We start from the raw sequence: 15718 nt of genomic DNA on the forward strand, positions 1-15718 counted from the left end.
TAACTGTTTTGCAAGTTTTGGCGGCGCCCCTCAGCGCGGCGCCGCGTATCGAAAGGTAAAGACATGGCCGAGATCGTTCTCAAACATGTTCAGAAGGTGTATCCCAACAACGAGTCAAAAAAGAAGGGCTTCTTTGGCAAAAAGAAGAAGACCGAGGAGAAGAAACACAACCTTAAGGTTACCGAGGACGGTGTGCTCGCTGTAGAGGACTTCAACCTCACCGTTCACGACCAGGAGTTCATCGTCCTCGTTGGCCCTTCTGGCTGCGGTAAGTCCACGACGATGCGCATGGTCGCCGGCCTGGAGGATATCACCTCGGGCGATGTGCTCATCGATGGCAAGCGCGTCAACGACGTCGCTCCCAAGGACCGCGACATCGCCATGGTGTTCCAGAGCTATGCTCTGTACCCCAATATGACGGTGTACGAGAACATGGCGTTTACGCTCGAGCTCAAGAAGGTCCCCAAAGACGAGATCGACCGCAAGGTTCGCTCCGCTGCCGAGATCCTGGGTATTACCGAGTACCTTGACCGTAAGCCCAAGGCGCTCTCCGGCGGCCAGCGTCAGCGCGTCGCCATCGGCCGCGCCATCGTGCGTGACCCCAAGGTCTTCTTGATGGACGAGCCACTGTCCAACCTGGATGCCAAGCTTCGTAACCAGATGCGTGCCGAGCTCATTAAGCTGCGTCACGAGATCAAGGGCACCTTCATTTACGTTACTCACGACCAGACCGAGGCCATGACCCTTGGCGACCGCATCGTGGTCATGAAGGACGGCGTCGTCCAGCAGATCGCCACCCCGCAGGAGGTCTTCAACCATCCCGCGAACATCTTCGTCGCCGGCTTTATCGGCGTGCCGCAGATGAACTTCTTCGATGCCCAGCTGGTGCGCTCGGGCAACGGCTTTACCGTCAAGACCGAGGATATGAACGTGGCGCTCGCCCCCGAGACCTGCGCTCAGCTTGCTCTCAACTGGGACGGCGGCGACGTGAAGGAGATCACGGCCGGCGTGCGCCCCGAGCAGATTCTGCTTGCCGACAAGGACGAGGAGGGTGCGCTCCAGGGTACCGTCGAGGTGACCGAGCTCATGGGTTCGACCGAGCATGTCCACGTGACCGCTCCCGACGGCCAGTTTGTCCTAATTATCCCCGTCGTCGACCTCGAGGCCAAGGGTGCGCTCAAGGCGGGCGATCCCATCTGGTTCAAGTTTGAGAAGAACGCGACCCACCTCTTCGATAAGGTCTCTGGCAAGAACCTTATCTAGGCCCGGTGCAACCAGGCCCTTCCTTTGGGCGACTGCGGTATTGCCATCCTTTTGCCGCGGTCACATATAAGGCTCCCCTCCCGTCCACTGGGCGAGAGGGGAGCCTTTCTTTGTGGTGTTGGGGCTGTTCGTCTGACGGTTTGTCTAAATCTGTAACAGGTAAAGGGCCAAATCGGGTCTAGATGTTACAGATTGAGATACTTCGGCAGGGCGTTTCTGTCTGTCTCGATCTGTAACAGGTAGGCTCAAATTTGCCGGCCACCTGTTATAGATCGAGATTGTTTGGTCGAGTCGGGTCACAGAGTAACGTGCGGGCACAAAAAACGGAGCCGTGTTGCCACGACTCCGTTTCTCAAGAGGATGGGTAAGGGAAGCGAAATTAGTTCAGGTGCCAGATCTCGTCGTTGTACTGGGAGATGGTGCGGTCGGACGAGAAGGTGCCGGCGTTGGCGATATTGATGAGCGCCTTGCGCATCCAGGCGTCCTGGTCCTCGTAGTCGGCCAGCACGCGCTCCTTGGTCTGGATGTACTCCTCAATGTCGAGCAGGGCCATAAACCAGTCCTTGCCCTTAATGTCGTCGTGCAGGCGCTGCAGGCGCTCGGCGTTGCCGGTTGCCATAAAGGCCGGGTTGGTGATGAAGTCCACCAGCAGTTTAATTCCGGGCTTGCGGTAGAGCGCACCGGCGTTGTAGGTGCCGTCGGCGTAGAGCTGCTCGACCTGTTTGGACGAGGCACCAAAGGTATAGATGTTCTCGTCGCCCACGAGCTCGGCAATCTCCACGTTGGCACCGTCGAGTGTGCACAGGGTCAGGGCACCGTTGAGCATGAACTTCATGTTGGAGGTGCCGCTCGCCTCCTTGGAGGCCAGGCTGATCTGCTCGGAGATGTCAGCGGCAGGGATCACGCGCTCGGCGGCGGTGACGTTGTAGTTCTCGATCATGACAACCTGCAGGTAGGGAGCCACGTCGGGGTCGTTTGCAATCCACTGCGACAGCGTCAGGATCAGATGAATGATGTCCTGCGCGATAGTGTAGGCAGGCGCCGCCTTGCCGCCAAAGATGATGGTGACAGGGTGCTTAGGCCTGTTGCCGTTCTTGATATCGAAGTACTTCCAGATGATGTAGAGCGCGAGCATCTGCTGGCGCTTGTACTCGTGGATACGCTTGACCTGAACATCGATGATGGCGTTGGACGGGATAGTCACGCCTTGCTCGAGCGCCATGAACTGGCGCATGATGGCCTTGGCCTCGGACTTGGTGGCGGCCAGGCGCTCAAGAACATCCTTGTCGTCGGCGAATTCGGCAAGCTTGCTCAGGTCGCCGGTGCTGCGCCAGTCGGTGCCGATCACATCGTCGAGCAGGCTGGCGAGCGCGGGGTTGGCCCCATGGATCCAGCGGCGGAAGGTGATGCCGTTGGTCTTGTTGGAGAACTTCTCGGGATAGATCTCGTAGAACGGATGAAGCTCGGTGTCCTCCAGGATCTTGGTGTGGAGGGCGGCTACACCGTTGATGGAGAAGCCAAAGTGGATGTCCATGTGGGCCATGTGGACGGTGTCGTATTCGTCGATGATGGCGACGCGCGGGTCATCGTGCTCGGCCTTCGCGATCTCATCGAGCTTGACGATAATGTCGGCGATGGCAGGGGAGACCTTCTGCAGGCTGGCGAGCGGCCACTTCTCGAGCGCCTCGGCAAGAATCGTGTGGTTAGTGTAGGCGACCATGGAGCGTACGATGGTCACGGCCTCACCAAACTCGATGCCATGCTCGGTGGTGAGCAAGCGAATGAGCTCGGGGATGACCATGGTGGGGTGTGTGTCGTTAATTTGGACCACGGCGTAGTCGGCCAGATCGTGCAGGTTGCTGCCGCGCTCGATGGCCTCGTCGATCAGGAGCTGGGCGGCGTTGCTCACCATGAAGTATTCCTGGTAGATGCGAAGCAGGCGGCCCTGCTCGTCGGAATCGTCGGGGTAGAGGAACAAGGTGAGGTTCTTGGCGATCTCGGTCTTGTCGAAGTCGATGGAGCTGCCGGGGACCAGGCCGTCGTCGACGCTCGCCAGGTCGAACAGGCGCAGACGGTTCTTGGTGGGCTGGCCGTAACCGGGCACGTCGATGTTGACGAGCTTGGAGGTAACGGCAAAATCGCCGAACTCGACGGTGTAGGAGCGGTTATCGTCGACTAGGATGTCCTGCTCACCAAGCCACTCGTCGGGGACGGCCTTCTGCTGGTTGTCGACAAAGCGCTGACGGAACAGGCCGTAGTGATAGTTGAGGCCCACGCCATCGCCGGTCAAGCCCAGCGTGGCAATGGAATCCAGGAAGCACGCGGCCAGGCGGCCCAGGCCGCCGTTGCCGAGCGACGGCTCGACCTCGAACTCCTCGATCTTGTTGAGGTCGTGGCCTGCGGCGGTGAGCTGGTCCTTAACCTCGTCGTAGATGCCGAGGTCGATCATGTTGTTGATGAGCAGCTTGCCGATCAAAAATTCGGCAGAAATGTAATAGAGCTTTTTCTTGCCGTTGTTGAGCGGGCAGGCGGCGGAGCGCTCCTGCACGAGTTTGACCAGCAGCTTGTAAATGCGACGGTTGTCGAGCTGCTCGAGAGAGGTGCCAAAAGACTGCTCGGCGAGTTCCATGAGGTTAATTTGGGGCATGTTTCCTCCAGTAATGGGTTGATTACATGTCTGCAATTCATAAGAATCCCGCGCGAGGGGATTGGGGTGGCCTCGCGCGGGTAAGCAAGCGCGTCCGCACGGTGGGGAGGGGTCGGGCGCGGTAGCTCCTATTGGGGAAGCTCGATTTCGGCTTCCGACGGGATGCGGAAGTAGGTCTCGGTCCAGTCGGTGAGTTTGTGCTCGAGCTCGCGGGTGATGGCGCCGTCGAGCATGCGCCAGGTCCAGTTGCCTCCCAGGGTGGCAGGGGTGTTGATGCGCGCCTCATTGCCCAGGTTAAGCAGGTCCTGCATGGTGTAGATGCACGTGTCGCTCACGCTGGCGGCGATGGTGCGATTGAGTGCATCTGCCATGGGTTCGCCGGCCTGCTGATGGGTGTACAGGGCTGCCTGCTCGCGCTGACGCGGGGTGGCCGTTCCCTCAAACCAGCCGCGCGCCGTCTCGTTGTCGTGGGTGCCCACATAGGCGACGGTGTTGGCGATGTAGTTATGCGGCAGGTAGTACGAGTTGGTGCCCTCAAAGGCAAACTGCAGGATCTTCATGCCGGGGAAGCCCGAGTTGTCGCGCATATCGATGACGCCGGGGGTGAGGAAGCCCAGGTCCTCGGCGATGATGGGCAGCGTGCCGAGCTTTTCCTCGAGTGTCTTGAAGAGCTTGAGGCCGGGACCCTGCGTCCACGAACCGTAGGACGAATCAGGCGAGGAGAACGGCACCTCCCAATAGGCCTCGAAGCCGCGGAAGTGATCCAGGCGGATGACGTCGTACATGTCGAGGGCGGCGCGAATGCGGCCCTCCCACCAGGAGAAGCCGTCGGCCTCCATGGCGTCCCAGTCGTAGATGGGGTTGCCCCAGTACTGGCCGGTGGCCGAGAACTGGTCGGGCGGCGTGCCGGCGACGCTCACGGGATTGCCGGCGGCGTCGATCTTAAAGAGCTCAGGTGTCGCCCACATCTCGACGGAGTCACGCGAGACATAGATGGGCAGGTCGCCGATGATGAGAATGTCGCGCTCGTTGGCATAGGCCTTGAGGCGGCTCCACTGGCGATCGAAGAAGTACTGCGTCATCTGGTGGTAGAGCATACGCGCCGGATGGTCGGCGCAGACCTTGGCGGAAGCCTCGCCGCGGGTGCGGAGCTCCGCGGGCCACTCCCAAAACGCCTTGAGACCGCACTCCTCTTTGACGGTCATGAACTCACAGTAGGGGATGAGCCAGTCCTCGTTGGCCTGGATAAAGTCATCGAAATCGGCCGGCTTGTCGGCAGCAAAGCGCTCGGCGGCGCGGTCGAGAATCTGACGGCGGCCGCCAAAGATAGCACCGTAGTCGACATTGCTGGGGTCGGATCCCAGATACACGCCATCGATATCGCGCTGCTCCAGATACCCTGCCTCGATAAGCTCGGCAAAGTCGATAAAGTTGGGGTTGCCTGCGCGGGCCGAGAACGACTGATAAGGCGAATCGCCATAGCTGGTCGTCGTAAGGGGCAGAATCTGCCAGTAATGTTGTTTGCACGAGGCGAGAAAATCGACGAAGTCGTAGGCATTCCAGCCAAAGCCGCCGATTCCGTATGGTCCGGGCAGAGATGAGACGGGCATGAGGACGCCGCTTGCACGCTCCATGAATGCGCTCACCAACCTTCTTGTTGTGGGGTCGGCCTGCCGATGGGTGTGCAGTCCGCCTCCGATGTTCTGATTCGATACGCCTATTGTAAAACATGTTGTTTAAACATGTACAGGCAAGATAAAAAAGTTGGTCGATTTTCGGCGAATGGCTACATGCCATGAAAAAGCCCCGACCTCACAACGTGAGATCGGGGCAAGAACGGTATGTAGGTTTTTGCTACTCGGCGTCGGCGAAGCCGTTGGGGTTGTGGCTCTGCCAGTTCCAGCTATCGCGGCACATGTCCGCGATGTCGTACTGGGCCTTCCAGCCCATCATGCGCTCGGCCTTGGAGGCATCGCACCAGTTGGCAGCGATGTCGCCGGCGCGGCGCTCGCGGATCACGTAGGGCAGCTCCTTGCCACAAGCCTTGGAGAAGGCGGCGACGACCTCGAGTACCGAGGTGCCGGTGCCGGTGCCCAGGTTAAAGATCTCGACGCCGGTCTTGCCGTTCATCCAGTTAAGGGCGGCAACGTGACCAGAGGCCAGATCGCACACGTGGATGTAGTCGCGCACGCCGGTGCCGTCGGGGGTGGGGTAGTCGTTGCCAAAGACCTGAACGGCCTCGAGCTTGCCCACGGCGACCTGGGCGACATAGGGCACCAGGTTGTTGGGGATGCCCTTGGGGTCCTCGCCGATCAGGCCCGACGGATGAGCGCCGATGGGGTTGAAGTAACGGAGCAGCACGACGTCCCACTCGGGGTCGGCGGTGTGGACGTCCATAAGGATCTGCTCGATCATCCACTTGGTCCAGCCATAGGGGTTGGTTGCGGGCTTCTTGGGATCTTCCTCGGTGACGGGCGGGTTGTCCGGGTCGCCGTAGACGGTCGAGGAGCTCGAGAAGATGATGGACTTGCAGCCATGGTTGCGCATGACGTCGATGAGCACCAGGGTGTTCTCGATGTTGTTGTGGTAGTACTCGACGGGCTTGCTCACCGACTCGCCGACGGCCTTAAAGCCGGCAAAGTGGATGACACGGTCGATCTGATGGGTATCGAAGATCTTGTTCATCGCATCGCGGTCGAGCACGTTGGCCTCGTAGAAGGTGAGGTTCTTGGCGGCCTCGTCGCCCACGATGGTCTTGACGCGGTCGACGGCGACGGCGCTGGAGTTGGAGAGATCATCGACGATGACGACCTGGTAGCCACCCTCGAGCAGCTGAACGACGGTGTGCGAGCCGATAAAGCCGGCGCCACCGGTAACGAGGACGCAGGTGTCTTTGGGGTCGAGTGCTTTGGACATGTAGTCTCCTATCGAATCAGGAACACTTCTAGAGGGGAGTATAGCGCAGGCGGGGACGCCCAAATGGTGCACTGTAGGAAAAGCAGAGGATTATGTTAACGTACTCATATAAGAGCTTGCTCAATTGTTACCTCAAATTTGACAATTGCTTACGAGCCGCCGACCTTGTAGTTTCCTGCCGTTCGTGGAAATCGTTGGGACGCGCCATATGTACGCTAATATGTATGAGTTGAGCGACATATAAATAAGCATGTAACGGAGTACATATGTCACCAAACAGCGATTCCATCCTTTCCCAGGAGCTCTCGCGCCGCACTGCCCTTAAGGCCCTGTTCGGCGCCGCTTCTGCGGCAGTTCTTTTTGGCCTGCCCACTCGCGCCCATGCGGCGGAGGCTTCCAAAGAAACCACCGATAAATTGAATGCCGCCCAGGCCCAGCTCGACGAGGTTCAGGCCCAGCTCGACAGCATCGCAAATGAGTATGCGGCGCTGGCCAACAAGAATGCCCAGACCCTCAATGACATCGAGAATGTCCAGGGCAAGATTGACGACACGCAGGCCCAGATCGATGAAAAGAAGGCCGAGCTCAAGAAGAAGCGCAACGACCTTTCCGATCGCGTGGCCGCCAGCTACAAGTCCGGCGGCACGAACATCCTGTCGCTGCTGCTGGCCTCTGGCTCGTTTGAGGAACTCGTCGCCAACGCGCATTACGTTGAGAAGATCAACAAGAGCGACCGCGATGCCATCGAGGATATCCAGACGATTCAGGCTGAGCTCGACGCACAGAAGACCGAGCTCGAATCACAAAAGGCCGACCTGGAGAAACTCAAGGACCAGCAGACGGCTCAGATGCAGGATATGCAGGCCAAGCAGCAAGAAGTCCAGACCGTGCTGAACGGTCTTTCCGACGACGTCAAGGAACTCATGGCTCAGCGCGATTCCGAGATCCTCGCTGCCGCCCAGGCTGAGGAGGCCGCTAGGAAGGCGGCTGCGGCAGCCGCGGCCTCTGCGAACACGGGCTCTTCTTCGGGTGGCTCGAGCTCGGGTGGCGGCTCGTATGCCGGCGGCACCCCGCAACAGACGGGCGGTTCGGGCAAGCAGCAGGCCGTCGTCAATGCGTGCTACTCGACGCCTTCTCCCGGCCAGGGCTGGTGTGCTGCCTGGGTTACCAACGTCTTCCGCAATGCCGGCGTGGGCTATTTTGGCGGCAACGCGTGTGACATGTTCAACGCCTGGTGCTATAGCTCCGACCGCTCGGCGCTGCAGGTGGGCATGATCGTGGCCGATTCCTCGCACAGCGGCACGGGTGCTCCGGGCCTTATCTACGGTCATGTGGGTATCTACGTTGGCGGCGGCATCGTTATGAGCAACGAGGGTGCCATTACGTCTAAGTCGCTTGATTCGTTTATTAGCTTCTATGGTACTGGCTCTGGCGTGCGTTGGGGCTGGCTTGGCGGTATTGCGCTGTCGTAGCTGCGGTTTGAAGTAAGTTGGTCCGTGGCTGCCCGAAAGGCATTAGGTTGCCTGCTCGGACAGTCCTGCTCGCACGGAGAGCACATTAAGTGCTCTCCGGCTCGTGCGGAACTCGCGATCAACCTAATGCCTTTCGGGCAGCCACGGACCTCTCGGGTCCAATACGTCACACACCGGACTGGTTTATCTGAATTAAAGAAAGTGAAGGCCCCTTTCGGGGCCTTCTTTTTATAAAAATTCGCCTACTCGGTGGACTTCGGGTTCTAGGTCTACGTTGAATTGGTCTTTGACGGTTGTTTGGATGTGGCGGATGAGTTCGTCGACATCGGCGGCGGTGGCGTGGTCGGCGTTGACGATGAAGCCACAGTGCTTTTCGCTCACCTGCGCGCCGCCAATGGCGTGTCCTCGCAGGCCGGCGTCCATGATGAGCTTGCCGGCAAAGTGGCCCTCGGGGCGCTTGAAGGTGGAGCCGGCACTCGGCATGTCGAGTGGCTGCTTGTCCTCGCGGCGCTGGCGGTAGTCGTCCATGTCGGCCTTGATCATCGCGGCGTTGCCCGGGGCGAGATTGAAAGTGGCCGAAAGCACGATGAAACCGTCGTCGGCAATGCGGCTCTTGCGATAGCCCAGGTTGAGCTCATCGACATCGAACTCGATAATGCTGCCGCTACCGCGGGTGCCGTCGTCGAGCATGCGGGCGGGCTTGTAGACGCGCACGGACTCCAGCACATCGGCCATGCAGGCGCCGTATGCTCCGGCGTTCATGTAGCAGGCACCGCCGACCGATCCGGGAATGCCCGAGATGGGCTCCATGCCGGTAAGGCCGGCCTCGGCTGCCGCGGCTGCGACATCGGAAAGCAAGGCGCCGGCTGCCGCCGTGACGTGCGTGCCGTCGACCGTAATGTCGGAGAGGCCCTCGCCCAGCGCTACGACGACGCCGCGGATGCCCTTGTCGCCGACGAGCAAGTCGGAGCCGTTGCCCACGATGGTGAGTGGTAGATTGCAGCGATAGCAGGTATCGAGCGTGGCGACGAGGCCTTGCTCAGTATCGGGCGTGACAAAGACGTCGGCCGGACCGCCGATCTTAAACGTGGTGTGCTCGCGCATGGGCTCGCTCATCAGCACGTTGTCCTCGCCGGCAACGCCAGCGAGCGCGCACAGCAGGTCCTCGTTAAAAAAATCGTTCTCGTGCATACGAATATCCGCCTTTTGGTGGTCGTTGTCATCAATCGATTGCAATATACCCCACCCGGACGGATTTGGTGCGCTGGCGGCGATAAAACAGCCGTCCACCGGATTGGTAAAGTGTTTATCACCGAGGTAGAGGGGTAGTCGCTATACTTTCAAGAGATTGCGCGTAAACCCGGAAGGAGCGAGATGGCCAACAAAGTCACCCTCAAGCAGATCGCCCAGGAGGTGGGGCTTTCCCCCTCGTCGGTCTCGCTTGTTCTCAATAATCGGCCCTGTCGCATCTCGGAAGAAAACCGCAAGCTCATCAAAGAGGTCGCGGCGCGCAACCACTATGTTCCCAACCAGATTGCGCGCAGCCTGGTCATGCGCGAGTCGCGCACGCTGGGCCTTATCGTCCCTAACATCGAGAGCCGCTTTTTTGCCTCGCTCGCCGGTAGCCTGGAAAAGCGCTGCCGCGAGGACGGCTATGCGCTCTTCATTACCAGCTCGGGCGGAAGCGCCGATGACGATCTGGAGCTGCTGCGCCAGCTGGTGACGCGCGGCGTTGATGGCGTCTTCCTGGTGGTGGGTGACGAGTTCTCCGATGATCGCGCCCTGCGCGAAGAAGTCAGCCACCTGCCCATCCCGGCCGTAATGGTCGACCGTGCCATTGAGGGGCTCGAGTGCGACAAGGTGATGTTCGACCACGAGATGGGCGGCTATATGGCCACCCGCTATCTGATCGAGCAAGGCCACCGCCGTATTGCCTGCCTGGTTAATGCCCGCCGTTCCAATACGGGTCGCAAGCGACTTGCCGGCTATGAGCGCGCGCTGCGCGAGGTTGGCCTGCCGATCGACGCGCGTTTGGAGTTTGAGAGCGAGTACTACATTCCGAGCGCATACGAGGCCTCGGAGGCAGTGCTCGCAACTGACGCCACTGCCGTGTTCGCAAGCTCAGATAACATTGCCCTCGGTTTGCTCAAGCGCTTACACGAGATGGGGAAGAGCATCCCGGGCGATATCTCGGTGGTGAGCTATGACAACTCGGCGGCCGACGTTCTCTTTGAGCCGGCGCTGACCGCGATTGAGCAGGACCCTGGTGTCCTTGCGGAGCATGCTTTTGGCTGCATGTCCAAGCGTCTTGCCGGTAGGGGCGGCAGGCGTGCCGAAGAGGTCGTTCTGGAGCCGGAGCTTATCGTTAAGGACAGCGTGCTCGAGCTTACTAAACACAACTAAACACGTTTACCAATTTGCAGAGACCGAATGTGGAGCACCTGTGACAATCAACGCCGCAGGTGAATGTCGCGTTTTGCTAATCGATGGGATTGATAAGGGTGATAAAACGTTTTTTCACCATGATAAAACGTTTTAGCAAATATACTGGTCCCAACGAAAGGTTGCCGTATTGGAGGGTGACCGCACAGCGAAGGGACATAAACAATGGCTAAAACACTGGGGACGCCGTGGCAAAAGCTGGGCCACGAGGTGCCGGCTTCCGAGCTCGAGGGCGTCGACCTGTATTGGCGCGCATCGAACTATCTGTCCGTCGGTCAGATCTACCTTCGCTCTAACCCGCTAATGCGCTCCGACTTTGTCGACGAGAAAACCGGTGAGGTGCGCGACTTCGGTCGTCCGGACGTTAAGCACCGCCTGGTTGGCCACTGGGGCACCACGCCCGGCATCAACTTCCTGTTCGGTCACGTCAATCGACTGATCGCCGACCACAACCAGAATGCTATCTTCTTGATGGGCCCTGGTCACGGTGGCCCCGCCGGTACTGCTCAGTCGCTGCTCGACGGCACCTACCGCGAGATTCGCCCCGACATCACCAATGACGAGGCAGGCCTGCAGAAGTTCTTCCGCCAGTTCTCTTATCCCGGCGGCATCCCGAGCCACTTTGCGCCCGAGACGCCCGGTTCCATCCACGAGGGCGGCGAGCTCGGCTACACGCTCAGCCACGCTTACGGTGCCGTCATGGACAACCCGAGCCTGTTGGCCGTGGCCGTGGTGGGCGACGGCGAGTCCGAGACCGGCCCGCTCGCGACCTCTTGGCAATCCAACAAGCTCGTGAACCCGGCAACCGACGGTATCGTTTTGCCGATCCTGCACCTCAACGGCTACAAGATCGCCAACCCCACCATCCTCGCCCGCGTGTCCGACGAAGAGCTTACCAAGTTCTTTGAGGGCATGGGCTATAAGCCGCACTTCTTTGTCGCCGGCTTTGACGACGAGAGCCACGCAAGCATTCATGCGCGTTTCGCTGCCCTGTTTGAGCAGGTCTTCGATGAGATCTGTGACATCAAGGCAACCGCGCAGGCCCAGGCCGCCGCAGGCGAGACCGTGGTCCGCCCGGCCTACCCCATGATTGTGTTCCGCACGCCCAAGGGCTGGACCTGCCCCAAGCAGATCGACGGCAAGAAGACCGAGGACTCCTGGCGCGCGCATCAGGTGCCGCTGGCGAGTGCCAAGGACACCCACGAGCACTTCCGCGTGCTGCGCGAGTGGCTGCGTTCCTACAAGCCCGAGGAGCTCTTTACGCCCGAGGGCCAGGTGCGCCCCGAGGTGACGGCCTTTATGCCGACCGGCGAGCTGCGCATCGGCGCCAACCCCAACGCGAACGGCGGTAAGGTGCGTCGCGAGCTCGAGCTGCCCGATATTCATGCCCACGAGGTCCCCGTCGCAACTAAGGGTCATGGCTGGGGCTCCACCGAGGCCGCCCGCGTCTTTGGTGAGTACACTGCCGACGTTCTGGCCAAGAACATGGATGACTTCCGCATCTTCGGTCCCGACGAGACCGCGTCCAACCGCCTGCAGGCTGCCTACAAGGTGACCAAGAAGCAGTGGGACGCCGGCTTCTACGAGGACGAGGCCAACGACGAGCTGCTGGCAGGCTCCGGTAAGGTCGTCGAGCAGCTGTCCGAGCACCAATGCGAGGGCTTCCTCGAGGCCTACGTGCTCACTGGCCGTTCCGGCGTGTGGAGCTCCTACGAGAGCTTTGTCCATGTGGTCGACTCCATGGTCAACCAGCACTGCAAGTGGCTCGAGGCTACCAAGCGCGAGATTCCGTGGCGTGCCCCCATCAGCGGCCTTAACATTTTGCTGTCGAGCCACGTCTGGCGTCAGGACCACAACGGCTTCTCGCATCAGGACCCCGGCTTTATCGACCTGCTGCTCAACAAGGCCAACGACACGCACATCGTAAACGCCTACTATCCGGCCGACGCCAACATGGCTCTCGCCGTGGCCGAGCGCGTCTACCAGTCCACTGACTGCGTCAACGCCATCTTCTGCGGCAAGCAGCCTGCTCCGACCTTCCAGACGGTCGACGAGGCCAAGGCGGAGCTCGCCGAGGGCGTTGCGACCTGGGAGTGGGCATCGACCGCCGATTCGCTCGCCGAGGCCGACGTCGTGGTCGCCACCTGCGGTGACGTGCCGACGCTTGAGGCTCTGGCTGCAACCGACATGCTGCGCGAGCTGGGCATCAAGGTATGGTTCGTCAACGTGGTCGACCTGCTCAAGATCCAGAACGTCTGCGAGAACGACCAGGCTCTCAGCGACGAGCGCTGGGCTGAGCTGTTCGGCTGCGGCGAGAAGCCCGTCTTCTTCGCGTTCCACGCCTATGCCGGCACGATTCGCCGCCTGATCTGGAACCGCCCCGGCCACGATGCCTTCCGCGTCCACGGCTACGAGGAGAAAGGCTCCACGACAACGCCGTTCGACATGCTGCGCCTGAACAACATGGACCGCTGGGCACTGGCCGCCGACGTGCTGCGCATGGTCGACGCCGATAAGTTTGCCGAGCAGATTGATAAGTGGGAGGCATTCCGCACCGAGGCCTTCGAGTTCGCGTGCGATGAGGGCTACGATCACCCGGCCTTCACCGACTGGGTCTGGCCCGACGCCGCAGCCGCAACCGCTGCCGACGGCGCGCTCTCCGCAACGCAAATGACCGCAGGCGACAACGAGTAGGTAGGCATCCGGGACGATCTCGCGCTGGGGCCGCCTCCGGGCGGGGAGACTTTGTCCGGGGAAGTGGGCTTCGCGAACTTCCCCAGACAAAGCCACCCCGCCGGGCAAGGCCCTCTCGACCGTTTCGATATGCGGGGGCTGATATTTTTTTAATGTAATGGGGACTTTGCCGTTGCGGCCTTGGGGCTGCGCATTTTCCTTTGGTCAGCCAAAATTACATTGCCGGGGCCGGGGAGGCGTGCTTTGTTTTGAGAAGTTCGCGGAGCCCACTTCTCAAAACAAAGCACGCCTCCCCGGCCCTCGTCTGTAAACTCTTCCGCTGAGCGAGCGGGAGCTCGGACGTTTTTTCGGATGGACTGTCGATGCCCTTCGCTGTAGAAGCGGGCTGCGGGCAATCTGCTCCAATGTTTCCAAATGAATACGCCGTGAGCCGAGAGAGACGATTTTCCCCGCAAGCACTCTAGTATGCTAAAGTACCCAGAAGACCGGCGGAGCTATGCCGGTCTTCTGCTCTATATGAAACACAGCATGAGGAGGCTCACCAGATGACGGCCACACCGTGGGGGTTCCGGGACATATTGCCCGAGGAGGCTCAGGCGCGCGAGGAGATCGCATATACGGTGAAGGGCTGCTTCAGGGAGCATCATTACCTTCCGGTCGAAACGCCGCTGCTCGAGGACAAGGGTTCACTCGAGGAAGGCGGCCGCATCGCGGACACGCCGTTTAAGCTTTTTGACGATGATGGCCGTCTGCTGGTGGTCCGTCCCGACAACACATTGCCGATCGTGCGTCTGGTCTCGACCCGCATGCGCGCGGCCGACCTGCCCTTGCGCCTGCGTTACGAGGCGCCGGTGGTTCGCGAGTGCCAGCGCAATGCCGGTGGCTCGCGCCAGTTTACGCAGCTGGGCTTTGAGCTTATCGGTGCGGGCGACACCGCGGGCGATGTCGAGATTGTCTCGCTCGTGGCCGAGGCGGTGCGCAAGCTGGCGCTGCCCGCTGCGCGCATTATCGCAGGTAGCGTGCGTCCGTTTAAGGAGCTGCTCGCGGCGTGCGAGGATCGCGAGCTGGCTGCCGAGGCCCTGCGCTGCGTGCACGCCAACGACTTTGTGGGCCTCGATGCCCGCGTGGCGGCAAGCGCCGAGTCCGATGCCGTCAAGGTTGCCATTAGCGAGCTGCCGCGCTTGCACGGCGGCGCCGAGGTACTCGACCGCGTCGATGTGCTTCTGGCGGCGGCGGGCATTGTCGCGCCGCTCACGCGCGAGCTGCGCGCCCTGGTCGAGGGCCTGGCTCCCGAGGACGCCCAGGTGCTGTCGTTCGACTTCTCCATCATGAACTCGTTCGATTACTACACGGGTCTGGTCTTTAAGGCCTATGCCGGTGGCTTGCCCGATCCGGTCGGTTCGGGTGGACGCTACGACTCCATCTTTACCGGCGCATTTGGCGACGGCATCGAGGTACCGGCGGCGGGTTTCGCCTTTTCGCTCGAGCGTCTGGAGGCTGCGCACACCTCGGCCGAGGACGCTGCTTCCGATGGCGATCACGCCGCGGGCCGTGGCGCCGAGGGCCCGCTGCGCATCGCCGTGCCCAAGGGCTCGCTCAAGGCCGATACGCTCGACGTGCTCGAAGCCGCGGGCCTGGACGTCTCTGAGTTGCGCGATCCGGGCCGTCACCTAATCGTGCGCGGCCGCGACACGCGTGCCGGTGAGGGCGCGGTCGGAGATATCGAGTTTGTCATCGTGCGCCCCAGCGATGCGCCCGCCTTTGTGGGCTGCGGCGGTGCCGATTGCGGCATCTGCGGTTGGGACTCGCTTATCGAGGCCGACCTCAACCTGCTGCAGCTGGTCGATCTGGGCTACGGCCTGTGCACTTTCATTGAGGCGGAGCCCGCGTGGCGCGCCGGCCAGGCCGAGCGCAACTATGCCCGCCGCGGGTCGCTTCGCGTGGCCACCAAGTATCCGCGCATCGCGAGCGCCTGGTATGCCGAGCGCGGTGTGAACGCCGATATCGTCTCGCTGCACGGTAACATTGAGCTGGGTCCCATCGTCGGCATGACCGATCGCATCGTGGATATTACCGCCACGGGCGCCACGCTGCGCGATAACGACCTCGTTATTACTGGTCGCATTATGGACTGCACGGCCCGCTTCTTTGTCAATCCGGGTGCCGCACGTCTGGATCCGCGCGTACGCAATCTGGCAGATCGCTTGGCGGCAGCCGTGAAGGACAAGCATTTTGAGCCCGTTGCGGGCTCGGCACAATAGCGCGAGCACGCACGGGCGCCCCA

At 60.9% G+C, this 15718-nt stretch carries 9 protein-coding genes; 5 read left to right on the top strand and 4 right to left on the bottom strand.

The window, feature by feature from the left end:
* The first annotated feature begins 63 nt into the window (after positions 1–63).
* Complete coding sequence (ugpC, locus tag AAAV21_RS02685) at positions 64–1263, top strand: sn-glycerol-3-phosphate ABC transporter ATP-binding protein UgpC (RefSeq protein WP_055252176.1); 1200 nt, start codon at positions 64–66, stop codon at positions 1261–1263.
* A 379-nt stretch (positions 1264–1642) separates the two neighbouring features.
* Here the strand turns inward: ugpC and AAAV21_RS02690 are convergent, their stop codons facing one another.
* The 3 genes from AAAV21_RS02690 to galE form a co-directional block, all read right to left on the bottom strand.
* Complete coding sequence (locus AAAV21_RS02690) at positions 1643–3910, bottom strand: glycogen/starch/alpha-glucan phosphorylase (protein WP_349107274.1); 2268 nt, start codon at positions 3908–3910, stop codon at positions 1643–1645.
* A gap of 128 nt (positions 3911–4038) precedes the next feature.
* Positions 4039–5556, bottom strand: coding sequence for a 4-alpha-glucanotransferase (malQ, locus tag AAAV21_RS02695; RefSeq protein ID WP_349107275.1), 1518 nt, complete (start codon positions 5554–5556; stop codon positions 4039–4041).
* Positions 5557–5764: 208 nt separating this feature from the next.
* Positions 5765–6826, bottom strand: a complete 1062-nt coding sequence (gene galE, locus AAAV21_RS02700; RefSeq protein WP_006235870.1) for a UDP-glucose 4-epimerase GalE — start codon at positions 6824–6826, stop codon at positions 5765–5767.
* 266 nt (positions 6827–7092) lie between these two features.
* Here galE and AAAV21_RS02705 point away from each other — a divergent pair, with 266 nt between their 5' ends.
* Positions 7093–8298, top strand: a complete 1206-nt coding sequence (locus AAAV21_RS02705; protein WP_117790814.1) for a CHAP domain-containing protein — start codon at positions 7093–7095, stop codon at positions 8296–8298.
* 228 nt (positions 8299–8526) lie between these two features.
* On the opposite strand, the gene murB is transcribed toward AAAV21_RS02705, so the two are convergent.
* Positions 8527–9489 carry a UDP-N-acetylmuramate dehydrogenase gene (gene murB / locus AAAV21_RS02710; RefSeq protein WP_349107277.1) on the bottom strand — a complete coding sequence of 321 codons (963 nt, stop codon included), beginning with the start codon at positions 9487–9489 and terminating at the stop codon, positions 8527–8529.
* 183 nt (positions 9490–9672) lie between these two features.
* Here murB and AAAV21_RS02715 point away from each other — a divergent pair, with 183 nt between their 5' ends.
* From AAAV21_RS02715 to hisG, 3 genes are all read left to right on the top strand, one after another.
* On the top strand, positions 9673–10701 hold the full coding sequence (locus AAAV21_RS02715; RefSeq protein WP_089573627.1) for a LacI family DNA-binding transcriptional regulator: 1029 nt from the start codon (positions 9673–9675) through the stop codon (positions 10699–10701).
* Between the two features lie 204 nt (positions 10702–10905).
* Entirely contained in the window at positions 10906–13434 is a 2529-nt protein-coding gene (locus AAAV21_RS02720; protein WP_349107280.1) for a phosphoketolase family protein, read from the top strand.
* Between the two features lie 545 nt (positions 13435–13979).
* Entirely contained in the window at positions 13980–15695 is a 1716-nt protein-coding gene (gene hisG / locus AAAV21_RS02725) for an ATP phosphoribosyltransferase (protein ID WP_349107283.1), read from the top strand.
* Positions 15696–15718: the final 23 nt, after the last annotated feature.

This window comes from Collinsella sp. CLA-AA-H302, assembly GCF_040093305.1.
Lineage (GTDB): Bacteria > Actinomycetota > Coriobacteriia > Coriobacteriales > Coriobacteriaceae > Collinsella.